Origin of the sequence: Rhodococcus sp. UYP9, assembly GCF_040547235.1 — a bacterium.
GTDB lineage: Bacteria > Actinomycetota > Actinomycetes > Mycobacteriales > Mycobacteriaceae > Rhodococcoides.
The window spans coordinates 395,927-412,329 of the sequence record NZ_JBEPPH010000003.1; the positions used below are offsets into that span (position 1 = coordinate 395,927).

Sequence of the window (16,403 nt, forward strand, 5' to 3'; positions counted from 1 at the left end):
ACAGGCCCTAGTAAATCTCGCCTATCACAGTCCAATAATGAGTCATGTTGATAATAGGACTGCTTCTGATGATCCCTGTTGCCTCGTTGGCCTGGCTCCCCGTCATTGTGCGAAGTGGTGGCCGGTGCGGTCTCGACGGCCCACCCCGTAGTCATCGGCTACCCGAATCGACTTCGCGCACTAACCTGACAGAATGAACCTGGGACAATTCGATCCGCGTCCGACCGCGAAGTACGCACTTGCCACTGCGAGTGGATTCGTCGCGAGCGCCGGATTGGTCGTCGACGAGGTCTCCGGTACACGCGTCGTGGGTCATATCGAGCTCACCCCGGAACACTTCACCCCATGGGGTGTGGTGCACGGTGGGGTCTACACGACCGCAGTGGAGTCGGCTGCGAGTATCGGAGCCAGCGAAGCGGTCAAAGAACGAGGCGAGTTCGCCGTCGGGGTCCACAACGCAACCGACTTCCTTCGCGCCAGCAAGGGCGGCCGCGTCGATGTACTGGCGGAACCGTTGCAGCAAGGCAGAATTCAGCAACTGTGGCTCGTCACCATCACTGCATCCGACAGCGGGAAAGCAATTGCACGTGGCCAGGTTCGGTTGCAGAACGTCCCACTACCGGCGTGAACAGCGAGGATCCGAAATTCGACGCGATCGTCCTGGCCGGCGGACGCGGCTCGCGGATGGGTGGGGTCGACAAACCTGCGTTGACCGTCGGACGCCGAAGCATGATCGGGATCGCAGTGGAGGCCGTGCAGCGGGCCGATCTGATCGTGACGGTGGGACCGACGCGGCACGACCTGGATTCTCGTGTCCACCAGACACAGGAGTCGCCGGCCGGATCGGGGCCGGTCGCTGCGGTCGCAGCCGGTCTGAGCGCACTGCAGAAATCATCGTCAGATGTGGTGGTCATTCTTGCCGCCGACCTGCCGTTCGTCGACGCGAACAGCGTCGACGCCCTTCTCGCTGCGTCACTGATCAACTCGGCGAGTGCGATGTTCGCCAGTGACGAAACAGGCCGAACCCAATACCTTTTCGGTGCATGGGATCGCTCGAAGTTGGTCGCGACACTAGCCCGAGTAGACACACTTGTGAACCGATCCATGAGATCGATCGCCCCTGACGACCATGCAGTCCTCGACCTTTCCGGAGTATCCGCCGATTGCGACACCGTCGAGGATCTCTACCGGGCACGAGCACAACGCGCCGTCGCCGATTCCGTACCGCCGGCTCTCACCGTCGGCCAGGCCCGCAAGCGGATTCGGGAAAGAATCGCCCCTGGCGCGCCCCGACGAGTACCACCGTTGCAGGCGCTTGGCGCGGTACTGGCCTCACCGATGATCGCTACCCGTCCACTCCCCTACGTCGATATATCGGCGATGGATGGTTATGCGGTGTCCGGCAACGGCCCGTGGACTGTTCGAGGGGACATCGCCTATGCGGGAACCAGTGGACTTGCGGCCATTGCGCAGGGCCACGCTGTTCGAATCGCCACCGGCGCACACGTTCCCGCAGGCGCAACCTCGGTGGTCCGCGACGAATTCGTCGAGCTCGATTCTGCCGGACAGTTGCGACTGTCACCGAACGTCACGCAGCAGGACGACACGCGACGCCGCGGTGAGGATTGGCACACCGGTGCCGAGCTGGCGCCTGCCGGCACCTCCGTGTCGCCTGCAGTCATGTCGGTCGCCTTGAGCGCGGAGGTCGCCGAACTGACGGTCCGCGGCCCGGTTTGCGCGCAGATTGTGCTGAGCGGCAACGAGATACAAGCATCCGGGCCACTCGACGCGGGGCAGACCCGCGACGCGCTCGGACCAATTCTGCCCCTATTTCTTCACGGGTGCGGCATCACGGTCGTCGACACCGTGTACCTCCCCGATTCACCGACCGCGTTCGAGGATTTGTTGACCACGTCGACGGTAGCGGACATCACGATCGTCGTCGGAGCGACCGGAGCAGGTGCCGCGGATCAACTCCGCACGGCACTGGTCCACGCAGATGCCGACACTGTGGTCGGTCGAATCCTGTTGCGCCCGGGCGGCTCTCAGATTACCGCGGTACTGCCGAGCGGGCGAGTGGTGCTGGGGCTACCGGGTAATCCGTTGGCTGCCATCGGAACTCTGCTGCTCATCGCACCCACTGTGGTCGAAGCACTGACCGGACGTACTCCGAGCGCCCCTCGCCTCGGTTACCTGACCAATCCGGAAGCCATAGCTTCGCCGACGGCTCGGATCGTTCCGGTGATGCGCGACGGCACCGGATGGCGTGCGGACACCGCTGTTCGCACAGCACATTTGCTCCACCTGATCGATCACGACGCTTTGGCCGTGGTGCCGGCCGACGTCAGCTCGACCGAACCGGTGGAACTGCTGCCGATCGTGCGTTGAACTGCCGAGCACCTTCGTGGTATCGATCCACGACGAGGTCGACGATGGCGGGGTGCACACCCAGCGGTTCGGCGACGCCGTCGGCGCCTGCCTCGGCGAGTCGATTGTGAAAGAGGCCGCGCGCAAGTAGATACGAGGCCAGGAACACTCGGCCGTGTCCCTGTGCACGCAGGGCGGTGACTGTGTCTGGGACGACCCTGTTTGCGGGGGACGCGATGGCGATATGGGCCACGGCGACTTCGACGCGGGCGATCCGCGCGAGCATGTCAGCGGCACGTCGGTGCTCGAGTTGTGCCCGTGCATCGGACGAACCTGCTGCGGCGAGGACGACGGCGTCCCCTGGGCGCCATCCTGCGTCGCTCAGTCGTTCCAGCAGCACCCTGGCGAGCACCGGATCCGGTCCGAGTGCGCGAGTGACTTTCACGCTCCGGTGACCGCTGTCGGTGACCTCACGGGGTACGTCGGTGTGTACGTGGTAACCCGAGGCCAGAAATGCCGGGACCACGACGGCAGGACCATGGACCTCGCGAAGAAGCTCGGATGGAGAGGGTCCGAGTACATCGACGAAAGCAACCCTCGACGGGCCGACCTGTCCGCTCACGGCATCGGCCAATTCGGCGATCATCTCCACGCCGCGCGGATTTCTGGTCCCGTGGGCTACCAGGACGAGGGCAGGATCTGATTTCATCTAGTACTTGCTCCCTTCGCAGATGGGCATGGCGGACATGGAAGTTCGTTCGGGCATCTCGGGCTTTTCGCTGACCTCGGGTTCGTCGACCGCAAGCCGGTAGCCTCGTTTGACCACGGTGTGAATGGCCTTCGGTGCGCCGAGGGCAGAGCGGAGCCGAGTCATGGCCGTTTCGACGGCGTGAGTATCTCCCCCGCCGCCGGGTAGCGATGCGAGTAGATCTTCCCGGGATACCACTCGCCCAGGGCGCGTCGACAAAGTCTTGAGCAGTGCCATGCCCGCCGGGGATACCGAACGCACCTCGCCGTCGACCACGACACATTTACCGCGCACGCTCAGCATGTGGCCGCCCGCCCTCATGAGTTGGGCGCGTCGCGGTAGTTCCTCCGCAATATGACGCGCCAGCGCCCCGAGGCGAGCACGGGCCGGTTGCGTCGTCGCGACGTTCAGTTGTTCGAGAGGCGCGGCGGTGATGGGTCCTACACATACCGGCAGCACTCGGGTACGCATCGATTGCAGCAAAGGTTCGAGAACGCCGTTCTCGTGTGCTCGCATCAGCAGGGACGCCACTGCGGGCGCACTCGTGAAGCTGATGGCGTCGAGATCTCCGACGATGACTGCTTCGATCATGCGGTCCATCGGAACGCTGTCGTCCGGTGCGATCCAGCGGTACACCGGAACGGGCACCACTTCGGCTCCGGCGGAACGCAATGCCTTACAAAAGTCCGGAACCGGTTCCCACTCCGTTGTTGCGCCGTGGAGTTGCACCGCAATCCGTTTGCCTTCGACTCCCTCTGCGAGAAGATGTTCGAGCACTTCTGTCGAAGATTCCGATGCCGGTGACCACTCTTCGCGTAGGTCGGCTGCACGGATTGCCCCCTTGGCTTTCGGCCCACGAGCCAGCAGTCGCGACGACGCAAGTGCTGCTCCAAGGCTTTCGGCCTGCCCCCAACCGTCGGCTGCCTCGATCCAGCCTCGAAATCCGATTCCCGTCGTTGCGACGGTGATCGTCGGCGGATCGGCGATGATGCTGGCGGTGACGCGTTCCAGTTCGGCGTCGTCGGACAGCGGAATGATCCGGATGGCCGGTGCGTGCATTACCGAGGCCCCACGCCGAACGAGTAGCGTCGCGAACTCCTCGGCGCGCCGCGACGCGGTGATACCGACGGCGAATCCTGCCAGAGGTTCCCCGGTCTCGGCAGTCGAGCTCATGTCGATGCGCCACGCACGAAAATCACGCCGCCCGAGATCTTGGTCTCGAAAGATCCGAGCGAGATGTCGCTGACGTCGAGGCATCGCCCGTCGAGAAGAGAGAAGACCTGCTTGAGCAACGGCGAGGCCACGGTGGGTTCACCGCTCCGGTCGCCGACGAGACCCCTGGACATGACTGCTGCCCGGCCGAACGGATCGATGTTGCCGACCGCGAACACGCGCGCATCGGGCAAGGCGAACAACGCCACTTGGGTGCCTCCTCTCAGCAGAACGGCGACGCCTCGTCCAGGAACGAGCGCGTCGACAGTGCACGCGGCAGTCCACGAGCGCGCGGATTCGGTGCCCGATGTCGTGGGCAGCTGCTGGTTCCTGTTTCTGGTGGTGCTGGTTCGAGACTCGATGACAGTCATCACGTACCTCCTGGTGCTATTGCACGTTGCCCGTGTTTCTTGGTCGTTAAGTAGCGGTTACTCAGATGTGCACATCCGTTCGGATGTCGGCATCCCCATCAGCACCGGAACCTTGCGCTCACCCGACTCGTCGAACGCAATGGTCGGATCGATCGCCTCGGGCACATTCACGAACGAGACGAATCTGCCCAACTTCTCCTCGTCCTCGAGAACGCCTGCCCATTCGTCCTTGTAACCGGCCACATGGCGGTCCATATCGGCCTCGAGTTCGGCGCCGATCCCCAGGCTGTCTTCGCAGACGACGGCCTTCAGATGCTCGAGACCACCATCGAGCGCGTCGAGCCACGGCGCCGTCCGCTGCAAACGGTCCGCGGTCCGGACATAGAACATGAGGTACCGGTCGATGTAGCTGACGAGGGTGGCGTCGTCGAGATTCGATGCGAGCAACCGCGCATGCTTCGGCGATTGGCCACCATTACCGCCGACGTACAGATTCCAACCACCTTCGGTAGCGATGACGCCGACATCCTTACTCCGTGCCTCCGCACATTCGCGAGCACAACCGGAGACACCGAACTTGATCTTGTGGGGTGAGCGCAGACCTCGGTATCGATTCTCGAGGTCAACGGCCATCCCTACCGAATCCTGGACGCCGTAACGGCACCAACTCGATCCGACGCAGCTCTTCACCGTGCGCAACGACTTACCGTAAGCCTGGCCGGATTCCATGCCGGCGTCCACCAACCGCTTCCAGATCGCAGGTAGCTGCTCCACGCGGGCTCCGAACATGTCTATTCGCTGACCGCCGGTGACCTTGGTGTACAGACCGAAATCTCGTGCCACCTCACCGATGACGATGAGTTGTTCCGCCGTGCACTCCCCTCCCGGCATACGTGGAACAACGGAATACGTGCCGTTCTTCTGAATGTTGGCCAGGAAATGATCGTTGGTGTCCTGCAGAGATGCCTGCTCACCGTCGAGGATGTGGTCCGAGGACGTCGAGGCCAGGATCGAAGCTACGACCGGCTTGCAGATGTCGCATCCAATCCCCTTGCCGTACTTGACGATCAGCGAGGAGAACGTGCGGGTGTTCGTCGCCCGAACGATCTCGAACAGCTCGGCACGAGACTGACCGAAGTGCTCGCACAGCGCCTTCGACATCACCACACCCGATGCGGCAAGAAGCGCCTTGATCGACGGAAGGCATCCCCCACACGTCGTGCCGGCGTTCGTGCAACTCTTCACCGACGCAAGATCACCGGCCCCCTCCGCGATCGCGTTGCAGATCGCACCCTTGCTCACGCCGTTGCACGAACAGATCTCCGCATCATCCGGCAACGCACCGATCCCGACTTCCTCGGCAGCAGGAGAGATCAACGATGCTGGATCGCCGGGAAGTTCCCGTCCGACCAACGGGCGAAGCATCGAGTACGCGGCAGCATCCCCGACGAGGATTCCACCGAGCAAAGTCTTCGCATCGTCGGACACGACCAACTTGGCGTACGTCCCTTTCGGAGCGTCACTGAAGACAACCTCCAGCGCTCCCGGCGTGAGAGCCATGGCGTCGCCGAAGCTGGCGACGTCGACACCCATGAGCTTGAGCTTGGTGGACATATCGGCACCGGGGAATTCCGCTGCACCGCCGAGCAAGCGGTCGGTCACGACCTCTGCCGTCGAATAGCCAGGGGCGACGAGCCCGTAGGAAGTCCCTTCGACCGCGGCACATTCACCGATGGCATAGACATCGGGATCGACCGTGCGGCAACCGACGTCCACCAAAACTCCGCCGCGCTCACCCAGTTCGAGGCCGCAGTCCCGAGCAAGTCGATCCTGTGGCCGCACACCGGCCGAGAACACCAGCAACGCTGCATCGATGACACTGCCGTCGGACAACTCCACCGAAAGCCCTGCCCCATCGGCGTTCTCGGTGATCGACGAGGTGCCGACACCGGTGTGGACGGTCAGCCCGAGGTCGGTGACCAGACGTGCCAACAGCGCGCCACCACCCTCGTCGACCTGAAGCGGCATCAGTCGCGGAGCGAATTCGACGACATGGGGTGACATGCCCATCTTCTGCAGCGCGTTGGCTGCTTCGAGTCCGAGTAGACCTCCCCCCACCACGACACCCACCGCGCCTGGACCCGCGGCGTCCGCGCAGGTCCTGATCCGGTCCAGGTCGTCGAGCGTGCGGTAGACGAAGCACTCCGGGCGATCGTGCCCGTTAATCGGAGGAACGAAAGGGTAGGAACCGGTAGCGAATACGAGGGCGTCGTAGTCGACGGTCTCTCCGGTCGATGTCGTGACCGTCTTCGTTGCGCGGTCGATGTGCTCGGCTCGCACACCGATTCGCAGATCGACGGCTGTGTCGTCGAGATAGTCGTTGCCCGCCAGTGCGAGCTCCCGGTGATCCCAGGCGCCCACATAGGACGAAAGCCCCACTCTGTCGTAGGCGGGCAATGCCTCCTCGCAGAGCACTGTCACCTTCCAGTCGGACGCGGTGTCTCGCGCGCGGAGCGCCTCCACGAATCGGTGACCTACCATGCCGTGTCCTACAACCACCGCGTTCTTCACGTGAGTTGTCCTTTCGCAAATTTCGTGTCGAACAATGTTCGAGGAGAAAAGAAGTCAGACCGCGACGGAAGCGTTCGTCTTCTCGCCTTCGAGAACCCGCGGCTTACGCAGATAAACGGCCCACGTCACTGCACAGCACACGACATAGAAGACGAGAAACACCCAGAAGGCCGTGGTTGCGGACTTCGCCGCGCCCGAGTACGAAGCTCGCAGCACGAGGTTGATTCCCACACCACCCAAAGCCCCTATGGCACCGGCAATTCCGATGAGCGCACCGGACATCCTGCGCGACCAATGCTGCTGTTCCGCGATACTCATGCCCTGCAGTTCTACAGACTTGGCGGCGAAAATCGCAGGAATCATCTTGTAAACCGAACCGTTGCCGATGCCGGACAGAAGGAACAGGAGAATGAACCCGATCACGAAGAGGGTCATCATGGTTCCGGTGGCAGCACCTGCGGTGTTGTCGTCCCACGTGCCTGCGGCAACCAGGATCCCGGTGGAGAAGACCATCGCCACGAACGTGTACAGCGTGATCTTGCCACCGCCGATCTTGTCGGCGAGCTTGCCACCGAAAGGTCGTGAAATCGATCCGAGCAAAGGTCCGAGAAACGCAATCTGAGCTGCGTGCAACGACGCTTGTGCCTGCTGGGCTGCGGTAGCGGGTGCGCCGTCGGTGATGCCGGCAAGGAAATTGATCTGCAGAACCTGACCGAACGCGAAACTGAATCCGATGAACGAGCCGAACGTTCCGACGTAGAGGAACGCGATCCACCAGGAATCGGAGAACCTGAGAACGTCGATCATCGAGCTGCCGTTGGTCTTCTGATTCTCGAGGTTGTCCATGAAGAGTGCGGCACCGACGGCGGCGATCGCGATGAAGACGAGGTAAACGGCACACACGATTTCGGGAGCCGTGTTGCCGATCGTGGCGATGACCAACAGGCCGATGAGTTGGATGACAGGCACACCGATGTTTCCACCGCCGGCGTTCAGCCCGAGTGCCCACCCCTTTTCGCGCTGCGGATAGAAGGCGTTGATGTTGGTCATCGAGGACGCGAAGTTGCCACCACCGAGGCCGGCAAAGGCTGCGACGACGATGTAGGTGGTGTACGACGCCGGGTTGAGCATGAAGTACATGGTCAGCATCGTCGGGATCAGCAGGACGAGGGCGCTGAAGATCGTCCAGTTACGGCCGCCGAATTTGGCTGTCGCAAACGTGTACGGAATCCGAAGGATCGCTCCGACCAGCGTTGGCACCGCGACGAGAAAGAACTTGCCTGCCGCGTCGATGCCGTAGACCGACACCGGCATGAACAGAACCATCACGGACCAGATCGACCAGATGGAGAATCCGACATGCTCGGCGACGACGGACCAGATCAAATTCCGCTTCGCGATCGTCTTGCCACCGGCCTCCCATGCCTCGACGTCCTCGGAGTTCCAGTGGCTGATGCGGTGCTTGATCGACACCGGAACGCTTCCTCGCTCGGGCGTCGTTGTCGAAGCATCTTGGGCTGGTGGTGCCTCGGGAATGCTGGTCACGTGGGCCTCCTGATCGCGTGGGAGACCCAAAGGTAGAAAAACAGTGTTGCGGGGGCGCTGCCTGCGGTGACCTGTCGATTAACTTGCTCTCACGGGGCGAAACCTGTACCCGTGAGGTCGTCGGGGTTACGACGCCGCGGTCACCAGGTGTCTTCGAGCATGCGCGGGCGGCAGCACAGGTACCCGCCGACGAGCAGCACCGCAACACATCCTGTCAGGAGCAGCATCGGAACACCCCAGCCACCGGAGAGCGTGTGCAACAGTCCGAACGACAGCGGCCCGGTGGCCGATACGACGTATCCGAGGCCCTGGGTGAATCCCGAGAGAGCCGAGGATCCGGCATGGGTGCGGGTGCGGAGATTGATGAGTGTCAACGACATCGGGAATGTCATCGTGCCGAGTCCGATGAGGCATACCCAGATAACGGTTCCGACGGTCGGCGAGAAATACAGTCCGGCGAACCCGATGAGGTAGAAAACGGCAGCCGCGATGACCAACCCGTACGGGTTGCGCAGGCGCGCGCACAGCGACGGGGCGGCCAGCGAGGAAATCAGACCCATCCCGCCGAACGCTGCGACCGAGGCACCGGCGAAGGCCTCACTGATGCCCGAATCGGTGAGGATCGTCGGTAGCCAGGTCAGCATCGAGTAGGTGATGAACGAGGTCATCGCGAACATGCCGACCATTCCCCATGCCAGCGACGAGCGCCAGATTTTGCCTTCCGAATGCTCCTGCACGGCCACTGCGCTAGCCGCTTCCCTGCCATCACGCTCACGGCGTGAGAGAACGACACCGAGCCACGGCACTGCTGCCGCCACGCCCACGACGGCCCACATCCCGATCGAGAAGCGCCATCCATATGCCTCCGCGACGGGAACTGCCACCAGCGGCGGAACCATCGTGCTGATCTGCATGGCACAGATGTAAAGGGTGCTCACGACAGCCAGACGATCGGAGAAGTAGCGCTTCACCAGCGGTGGAAGAACGACGTTTCCGATTCCCATACCTGCCAGCGCGAGTGCCGACAAGGCGAGGAGCGAGCCGGTCCCCGGCGCGAATGCTCGTGTGGCCATACCGACGGTCGTCGCCAGCATCGCCACGAGGGCGGCGCGCTCGAGACCGATTCTCTTGACGATGAGGGGTGTCAGAAGGCCGAAAACGGCGAACATCGCCGGTGGAAGCATTCCGACCAGTCCGACGACCGTGGATCCGAAGTGGAGTTCATCGCCGATACGCCCGAACAGTGGGCTGATCGAGGTCACGGCGGCGCGCAATGTCAGCGCAGACAGAATGATGGCCGCGAAGACGAGTAGCCGTCCTCGGACCAGATGCCTAGCGTGGGTCCGGTCGTTCGACTCTGTTACTGCAGCGGGACTCACCACCGAATCATAGGATGACCGGATCATCTGACGCAAAGCCTTAAACTGGCCTACACATCGAGAAGAAAACGGGGAGTCACGCGTGCAGCAAGTTCAGCGTTCCAGCCTGATATCACAGGTCACTGCGCAGCTTCGCGAGGAGATCGTGGCCAAGCGTTGGCCGGTCGGTACGCGCATTCCGGCAGAACCCGAGCTGTGCGAGCTCACCGGTACCGGTCGAAACACTGTCCGCGAAGCCGTGCAGGCACTGGTCCACGCTGGAATGCTCGAGAGACGGCAGGGATCGGGAACGTATGTGATGACTGTGTCGGATCTGGGTGGCGCGCTGGGAAAATACTTTGCCGACGCGCAGGACCGTGATGTCACCGAGCTACGACGCACCCTCGAGGTCACCGCGGCTACGCTTGCCGCCGAGCGAGCCGACGGAGACGACATTCGCGCACTACGAGAGGCACTCACCGCACGAAACCTCGCCTGGACAACTCGGTCTCGCGAGGACGCGATCGCGATCGATGCGCAGTTTCATCGCGCGATCGTCGCCGCCTCCCACAACGCCATCTATCTGGAGTTCTACGATTCGCTACTGCCGGTGATCCGCCGGGCTATGGATCATCACGCTGCCGAGCACGACAACGACTATGTGGACGAACATGCCGCGCTGGTCGAGGCCGTAGCCGCAGGCGACCCTCTACGTGCAGGCGAGGCAGCACGTGTGTTCTTCCGTGAACTCGGGGCGGATCACTGAACTAGAGGATCAGCCGTACCAAATCGGCCGTTCGCGCGAGCCCGGGGAAAGCTTCGGGCGTCGAGCGCGGATGCAGCGCGTGCACCGCGAACCGAAAGATCAAGGCACGCAACAACATTTGTGGCCATTCGGGAAGATCGTCCCAGCGCCCGATCAAAGCATCGTCCGCTCCACCCCACGAAATGGCATCGACCACGGCCACCGCTGCGGCCCATGACGTCGGACGCCAATACGGGGTGATGTCGGTGAGACCAGGAGCTTCGCTGCCGTCGAACAGCACCGTGCCGAACAGATCGCCGTGCACCAACTGGTCTGCCGATTCGACAGGTCGGCGCAGACTCGCGAACTGCTTGATCAATTCGAGGCTCTGACGCCCGTCTTCGGAGGTCACTTCCGGAGCGCCCGCACCCCGCGCCGCCCGCAGGGGAACAGCCTCCCAAGCCGCCCGATCTGCCGCAACGAACACATCCACATCCGCCCACGGGGCAACGGGCGGCTGCACCAGAAAGCGAGGGCGCTCCAACTGGGCCGTTGCCGCATGAAGCCGCATCGACAATGACACGACCTCGTCGTGCCGCGGTTCCGGCGAACCCTCGATGAAGGTGTCAGCGCGCCAACTACTGACCACGTAACGCCCGTCGGTCGACCGGACGGGACGCGCAAGACGGACACCGTCGACGGCCAGGGTCTCGCGAACCTTCGCCGACCACGCAGCACGCGCGTGATCTGCGACAGGCGAAAGCACGACATCACCGAGTCGCCACCCACCGTCCCAGTCGGCACCGAGCGGCGTGGGCGGTACATCGCGCAACCCGAATGTGGAGATCACGTGCTGAGGGGGTTCCACTGAGCTCACAACTCTCACGCTACCGCCGACGAGCCGCACCGCTCCGCAGGCGCGCGTGGAGTACGACCGGCCGAACAGTGCCGACGTGCGACTAGTAGATCGGCAAGCTGGGATCGACCTGACCGGCCCAGGCAATAATGCCGCCTTGCAGATGAACTGCATCGGCGAAACCCGCCTGCTTCAGGACGGCAAGTGCCTCTGCCGACCGAATTCCCGTTTTGCAATGCAACACGATGCGTCGATCGTGGGGAAGCGACGCGAGCGCATCCCCGGAGATGATCCCGCCCTTCGGCACCAGGGTTGCCCCCGCGATATGCACGATGTCCCACTCCACCGGCTCGCGAACATCGATCAACGCGACATCGGCACCAGTCTCGAGCAACACCGCCAGCTCGTTCGGCGTGATGGTCGAACCTTCCGCCGCAGCCGCATCCTCGTCGGACACGACCCCGCAGAACGCGTCGTAGTCGATGAGTTCGGTGATCGGAATCCGATCCGGATCTTGCTGCAGACGGATAGTGCGGTAGCTCATGGCCAACGCGTCGTACACCAACAATCGCCCCAGCAAAGTGTCACCGATGCCGGTGATCAGCTTGATCGCCTCGGTCACCATGACCGACCCGATCGAAGCACACAGGACCCCGAGCACACCGCCCTCCGCACAGGAGGGAACCATCCCGGGCGGCGGAGCCTCCGGATACAGATCTCGAAGGTTCAGACCGACCCCGTCCGGCGCATCCTCCCAGAACACCGAGACCTGACCTTCGAAACGGTAGATCGACCCCCACACGTAGGGCTTACCGGCAAGAGCTGCGGCGTCGTTGACGAGGTAGCGCGTGGCGAAGTTGTCGGTTCCGTCGAGAACGAGATCGTACTGCTCGAAGAGAGGCACGGCATTCGAGCGATCCAGTCTCACATTGTGCAGCCGGACCTCGACGCCGGAGTTGATTTCGCGAATCGAATCGCGGGCGCTTTCCCCTTTCGGGCGTCCGACGTCGGAACTACCGTGGATGACCTGTCGCTGCAGGTTGGACAATTCGACGTCATCGAACTCGACGATCCCCAGCGTCCCCACACCTGCCGCCGCGAGATAGAGCAATGCAGGCGAGCCGAGCCCTCCTGCGCCGATCACCAACACTCGGGCGTTCCGCAACCGTCGCTGCCCCGTCATTCCTACGTCGGGGATGATCAGATGGCGACTGTATCGAGCCACCTCGTCGAGCGTGAGCTCTCCTGCCGGTTCGACCAGCGGGGGCAACTGCGTCATGAAAAATGCACTCCTCGACGGCACGCCGTCAGTGGCCGTATGCCACGTTCGGTCACTTCACGTTACCGAACTGCCCACTCGCCGCCGCTTCGGCGATCCACCACCCGCACCGGTCCGCGATCGCACGACGCGCGTTCAGCTACGAGGGTAAGGCCACGGATTGAACCGACAGGTCTTGCCGTCCATAGGCACGACGCCTTCTGGATCGAGGCGGGCGATGTCGTCGTTCGAGGTGCCGAAGGTTTGCTGCATCATGACCGGGGCCAGGCCTCCCTCGGTTTCGCACGGCTGATGTTGCTGATAGCCGATCGCGTGTCCGACCTCGTGATTGATCTGATATTGACGATACGAGCCGATATCACCTTGAAATGCGATGGCGCCACGCACCCATCGGGGCTCGTTGAGCACGACACGACCGATTCCAGGGTTGTAGCACGAGACCTCGAGCTGAATGTCATAACCACAGGCCTTACGGATGGACATCTGCGAGGTCAGCGAAATTCGAAAATCAGGATCACCGGATTCGACTCGGCGGAATGCGAACCGGGGGTCGTTCGTCCAACTCTTCGGGTTGCCCAGTGTCTGATCGACCAGTCTTCCGAACGACTCGTCGCCACCGAATCCTGCCGTATCGATACCGTCCTCGACTTCGACGGTGTAGGTGAAGGTGCGCTCGGTCCCTTGACCGACTTGGTTCGACGAACCAGGGACCAGGTGCCAGGTACCCGCACCATCGACAGCAAACGACCCGCCGTCCGGTAGCTCACCGGAGGGAATGGAGGCAGCGAAGTTGCCGTCGGCTTGCGGCGGAACCCCGATCACTCCGGAACCACTAGTGTCCGAGCTGAGCGCTCCGAATCCCGGATCCGCCGGCAGTGAGAGGTTTCCGGTCGCGGTGGTAGTGGGATCGCCGGTGCGCACCGCATCGACCACGACCAGGGTGGTCACCACCAGAAGCAGCGGAATTGCATAGGCGCGCCAACCATAGACGGATGCAAATTTTCCGAGCTTGCTCTGTTTTCTGACTTGGCGTTCCGGACGCGGTGTCCGCGGACGTCGTAATTCTTCTCGGCTCGTAGGGTCCCACTGGGCCCGCAGCGGCTGGTGTGAGCCTGCGCCGCCAACTTCACGCGGGAGATCATCCGGACCGCTTTCATACCGTCGAGCAGGGCCGTCATACCCTCGCGCTCGAGCGTCCTCCGTACGGCGATCGCCGTCGGTACGGCGGCCTTCTGCGGCCTCGAACCGACGTGACCGCTGATCGGGTGGGAGGTATGCACCCCCGCGCCTCGGCCCTCCTCGGTCAGTCACTCCGCCAGAATCTCACAGTCTGGCGCATACGCCGCTCGCCGCGCCGAAAATCATGCCTTCGAACAAACCCAATGCCCGATTCGGGCCTATTTATCAGGATGTCCGACTTGTTCAAGGATGTGACTCGAAAAACGAGGACGACCCGCAGTCCCTTCGGTCACAACTTCGGCAGGTATTGTTGCCCACGATCTGCGCTACTAGTACAAAACGCCTCCGGACACGGGCACCCACGGGCAACCGACACCGGCGCAGTGACCTATGCGGATGGGATCAAGCACTATGACAGAACTCGCGGATCGGATGTCCTCGGACCGTCCGACTCCTCCAGCCGGCCGCCGCAGCGCGCGCTTGCCGCGCGAGGCGCGACGCGCGCAACTCTTGGCTGCAGCGAGCGAGATTTTCGTGACCCGTGGATACCACGCGTCCGGAATGGATGAGATCGCCGAATGCGCCGGAGTGAGCAAGCCCGTGCTCTACCAACATTTCCCCGGCAAACTCGAGCTGTATCTCGCCGTACTGCAAAGTTATGTGGACACCCTGATCTCAGGGGTCAGGCAGGCGTTACGTTCGACGACCGACAACCGGCAGCGCGTCCGCGCTGCGGTGCTGGCGTTCTACGACTTCGTCGACACCGACACGCAGGGGTTTCGTCTGGTGTTCGAATCGGATCTCATGGGCGACCCCCAGGTGGCCGCCCGCGTCGAGCAGGCAACGGAAGCATGCGTCGACGCAGTGTTCGACCTCGTCGCCCACGACTCGGGCTTGGACCCGTACCGAGCGCGCGTACTTGCCGTCGGTCTCGTCGGTGCCAGCCAGTTCACTGCGAGGTACTGGCTCGAGGCCGACCGTCCGATTTCCAAAGAGGACGCCGTCGACACCACGGTGTCACTCGCTTGGGGCGGACTGTCCCATGTTCCGCTTCAGTCTCCCTAGAGTTCACGACAACGCGATAGGCCCCGTATCGATCTTCCGATACGGGGCCTATCGCGTTGTCGATCCAAAAATCTAGGTCGCGAATCCGACCTTGCGAGGATCGGCTGGGCCGATCTCCACGTACGCCACCTTCGCGGCCTGCACGAGGTACTTGCGGCCCTTCTCGTCGACGAGGGCCAGCACGCCGTCCTTGCCACTCAAAGCCTGAGCAACGAGCTTCTCGACCTCGTCCGGCGACTGTGCACTGTTCACCACGAGCTCACGAGAGCTTTCCGACACACCGATCTTGACCTCCACGGCCAACCTCCGAACTCATAGACAACTAAGGCTGCTTCATCCAGGCTAGTGCAGCCGACACCTCCGGAGCCCAACTCGCGCCTGTGCTGTCAGCGAACACCAGGTTCTCTGCTAGACGAGCCCGAGCACGCGCATCCGTTTCGAGTGCTGCTCCTGCATCCGATCGAACAACGCTGCGACACCGTTGAGATCGCCCGATACCGCGATCACCAAGTCGGTGAGGCTCTCGCGCTGCGCCAACACGTACTGCGCCTGGGTGATCGCTTCACCGAGTAGTCGCCGGCCCCACAACATCAAGCGCGCCTTGTCCTGAGAGCTTTCCTGTACCCGGACCGCGACCTCGTGAACCACGAATTCCGAATGACCGGTCTCGGCGAGAACCTCGCGGACGATCCGCGCGACGCTAGGATCGAGTGTGTGGGCGATCTCGCGGTAGAAGTCGGCCGCAATTCCGTCGCCGACGTAGGCTTTGACCAGAGCTTCCATCCACGTCGAGGGGTTCGTCGAAGCGTGGTATTCGTCGAGTGCGCGGACGAAAGGGTCCATCGCGGTATAGACGTCCACTCCTCGGTCCGACAGTGCCCCGACCACAGTTTCGAAGTGGTTCATTTCCGCCGCCGCCATACTTGCCAGCGCGACACGACCCTGCATCGACGGAGCCATCCGGGCGTCCTCGGCCAGCCGATAGAACGCGGAAATTTCGCCGTACGCCAGCACCGCGAAGAGATCCGATATTCCGGGGTGGTCGTATGCGACCAACGTCATCTCGGATGAACCTCCGGAATCGGACGGGTCCTCCGTGGGTGACGC

At 62.7% G+C, this 16,403-nt stretch carries 15 protein-coding genes; 4 read left to right on the top strand and 11 right to left on the bottom strand.

The annotated features are described in order from the left end of the window. The first annotated feature begins 193 nt into the window (after positions 1-193). Together ABIB36_RS11560 and ABIB36_RS11565 are read left to right on the top strand one after the other, a co-directional pair. Positions 194-628 carry a PaaI family thioesterase gene (locus tag ABIB36_RS11560; RefSeq protein ID WP_084346890.1) on the top strand — a complete coding sequence of 145 codons (435 nt, stop codon included), beginning with the start codon at positions 194-196 and terminating at the stop codon, positions 626-628. Then, positions 625-2,388 carry an NTP transferase domain-containing protein gene (locus ABIB36_RS11565; protein WP_354559401.1) on the top strand — a complete coding sequence of 588 codons (1,764 nt, stop codon included), beginning with the start codon at positions 625-627 and terminating at the stop codon, positions 2,386-2,388. Before ABIB36_RS11560 ends, ABIB36_RS11565 begins: the two co-directional genes overlap by 4 nt. Here the strand turns inward: ABIB36_RS11565 and ABIB36_RS11570 are convergent. The 6 genes from ABIB36_RS11570 to ABIB36_RS11595 form a co-directional block, all read right to left on the bottom strand. Then, complete coding sequence (locus ABIB36_RS11570) at positions 2,345-3,076, bottom strand: sirohydrochlorin chelatase (protein WP_084346888.1); 732 nt, start codon at positions 3,074-3,076, stop codon at positions 2,345-2,347. The genes ABIB36_RS11565 and ABIB36_RS11570 overlap by 44 nt on opposite strands. After that, positions 3,077-4,288, bottom strand: a complete 1,212-nt coding sequence (locus tag ABIB36_RS11575; protein WP_354559400.1) for a uroporphyrinogen-III synthase — start codon at positions 4,286-4,288, stop codon at positions 3,077-3,079. It abuts the gene before it with no gap. After that, positions 4,285-4,698, bottom strand: coding sequence for a nitrite reductase small subunit NirD (gene nirD, locus ABIB36_RS11580; RefSeq protein ID WP_084346886.1), 414 nt, complete (start codon positions 4,696-4,698; stop codon positions 4,285-4,287). The genes ABIB36_RS11575 and nirD overlap by 4 nt, the downstream gene beginning before the upstream one ends. Positions 4,699-4,755: 57 nt before the next feature. Further along, a complete protein-coding gene (gene nirB, locus ABIB36_RS11585) occupies positions 4,756-7,269 on the bottom strand; it encodes a nitrite reductase large subunit NirB (RefSeq protein WP_354559399.1) in 2,514 nt (837 codons plus the stop codon). Between the two features lie 54 nt (positions 7,270-7,323). Beyond that, a complete protein-coding gene (locus tag ABIB36_RS11590) occupies positions 7,324-8,736 on the bottom strand; it encodes a nitrate/nitrite transporter (protein ID WP_354559696.1) in 1,413 nt (470 codons plus the stop codon). 218 nt (positions 8,737-8,954) lie between these two features. After that, complete coding sequence (locus ABIB36_RS11595) at positions 8,955-10,193, bottom strand: MFS transporter (RefSeq protein WP_354559398.1); 1,239 nt, start codon at positions 10,191-10,193, stop codon at positions 8,955-8,957. 82 nt (positions 10,194-10,275) lie between these two features. Between ABIB36_RS11595 and ABIB36_RS11600 the strand changes: the two genes are divergently transcribed. Beyond that, entirely contained in the window at positions 10,276-10,938 is a 663-nt protein-coding gene (locus ABIB36_RS11600) for a FadR/GntR family transcriptional regulator (RefSeq protein ID WP_084346884.1), read from the top strand. A gap of 1 nt (position 10,939) precedes the next feature. Here the strand turns inward: ABIB36_RS11600 and ABIB36_RS11605 are convergent, their stop codons facing one another. The 3 genes from ABIB36_RS11605 to ABIB36_RS11615 all read right to left on the bottom strand — a co-directional run bounded on the left by ABIB36_RS11605 (position 10,940) and on the right by ABIB36_RS11615 (position 14,363). After that, positions 10,940-11,794 carry a TIGR02569 family protein gene (locus tag ABIB36_RS11605; protein WP_186626877.1) on the bottom strand — a complete coding sequence of 285 codons (855 nt, stop codon included), beginning with the start codon at positions 11,792-11,794 and terminating at the stop codon, positions 10,940-10,942. Between the two features lie 82 nt (positions 11,795-11,876). Further along, on the bottom strand, positions 11,877-13,052 hold the full coding sequence (gene moeZ / locus ABIB36_RS11610) for an adenylyltransferase/sulfurtransferase MoeZ (RefSeq protein WP_354559397.1): 1,176 nt from the start codon (positions 13,050-13,052) through the stop codon (positions 11,877-11,879). Between the two features lie 135 nt (positions 13,053-13,187). Beyond that, a complete protein-coding gene (locus ABIB36_RS11615; RefSeq protein WP_084346882.1) occupies positions 13,188-14,363 on the bottom strand; it encodes a DUF3152 domain-containing protein in 1,176 nt (391 codons plus the stop codon). 279 nt (positions 14,364-14,642) lie between these two features. On the opposite strand from ABIB36_RS11615, the gene fasR reads away from it, so the two are divergent. Further along, on the top strand, positions 14,643-15,296 hold the full coding sequence (fasR, locus tag ABIB36_RS11620) for an HTH-type transcriptional activator FasR (protein ID WP_084346881.1): 654 nt from the start codon (positions 14,643-14,645) through the stop codon (positions 15,294-15,296). A 72-nt stretch (positions 15,297-15,368) separates the two neighbouring features. Here the strand turns inward: fasR and ABIB36_RS11625 are convergent, their stop codons facing one another. Then, positions 15,369-15,593, bottom strand: coding sequence for a DUF3107 domain-containing protein (locus tag ABIB36_RS11625; RefSeq protein ID WP_179142288.1), 225 nt, complete (start codon positions 15,591-15,593; stop codon positions 15,369-15,371). A 111-nt stretch (positions 15,594-15,704) separates the two neighbouring features. Beyond that, complete coding sequence (locus ABIB36_RS11630) at positions 15,705-16,358, bottom strand: ferritin-like fold-containing protein (RefSeq protein ID WP_256895611.1); 654 nt, start codon at positions 16,356-16,358, stop codon at positions 15,705-15,707. Positions 16,359-16,403: the final 45 nt, after the last annotated feature.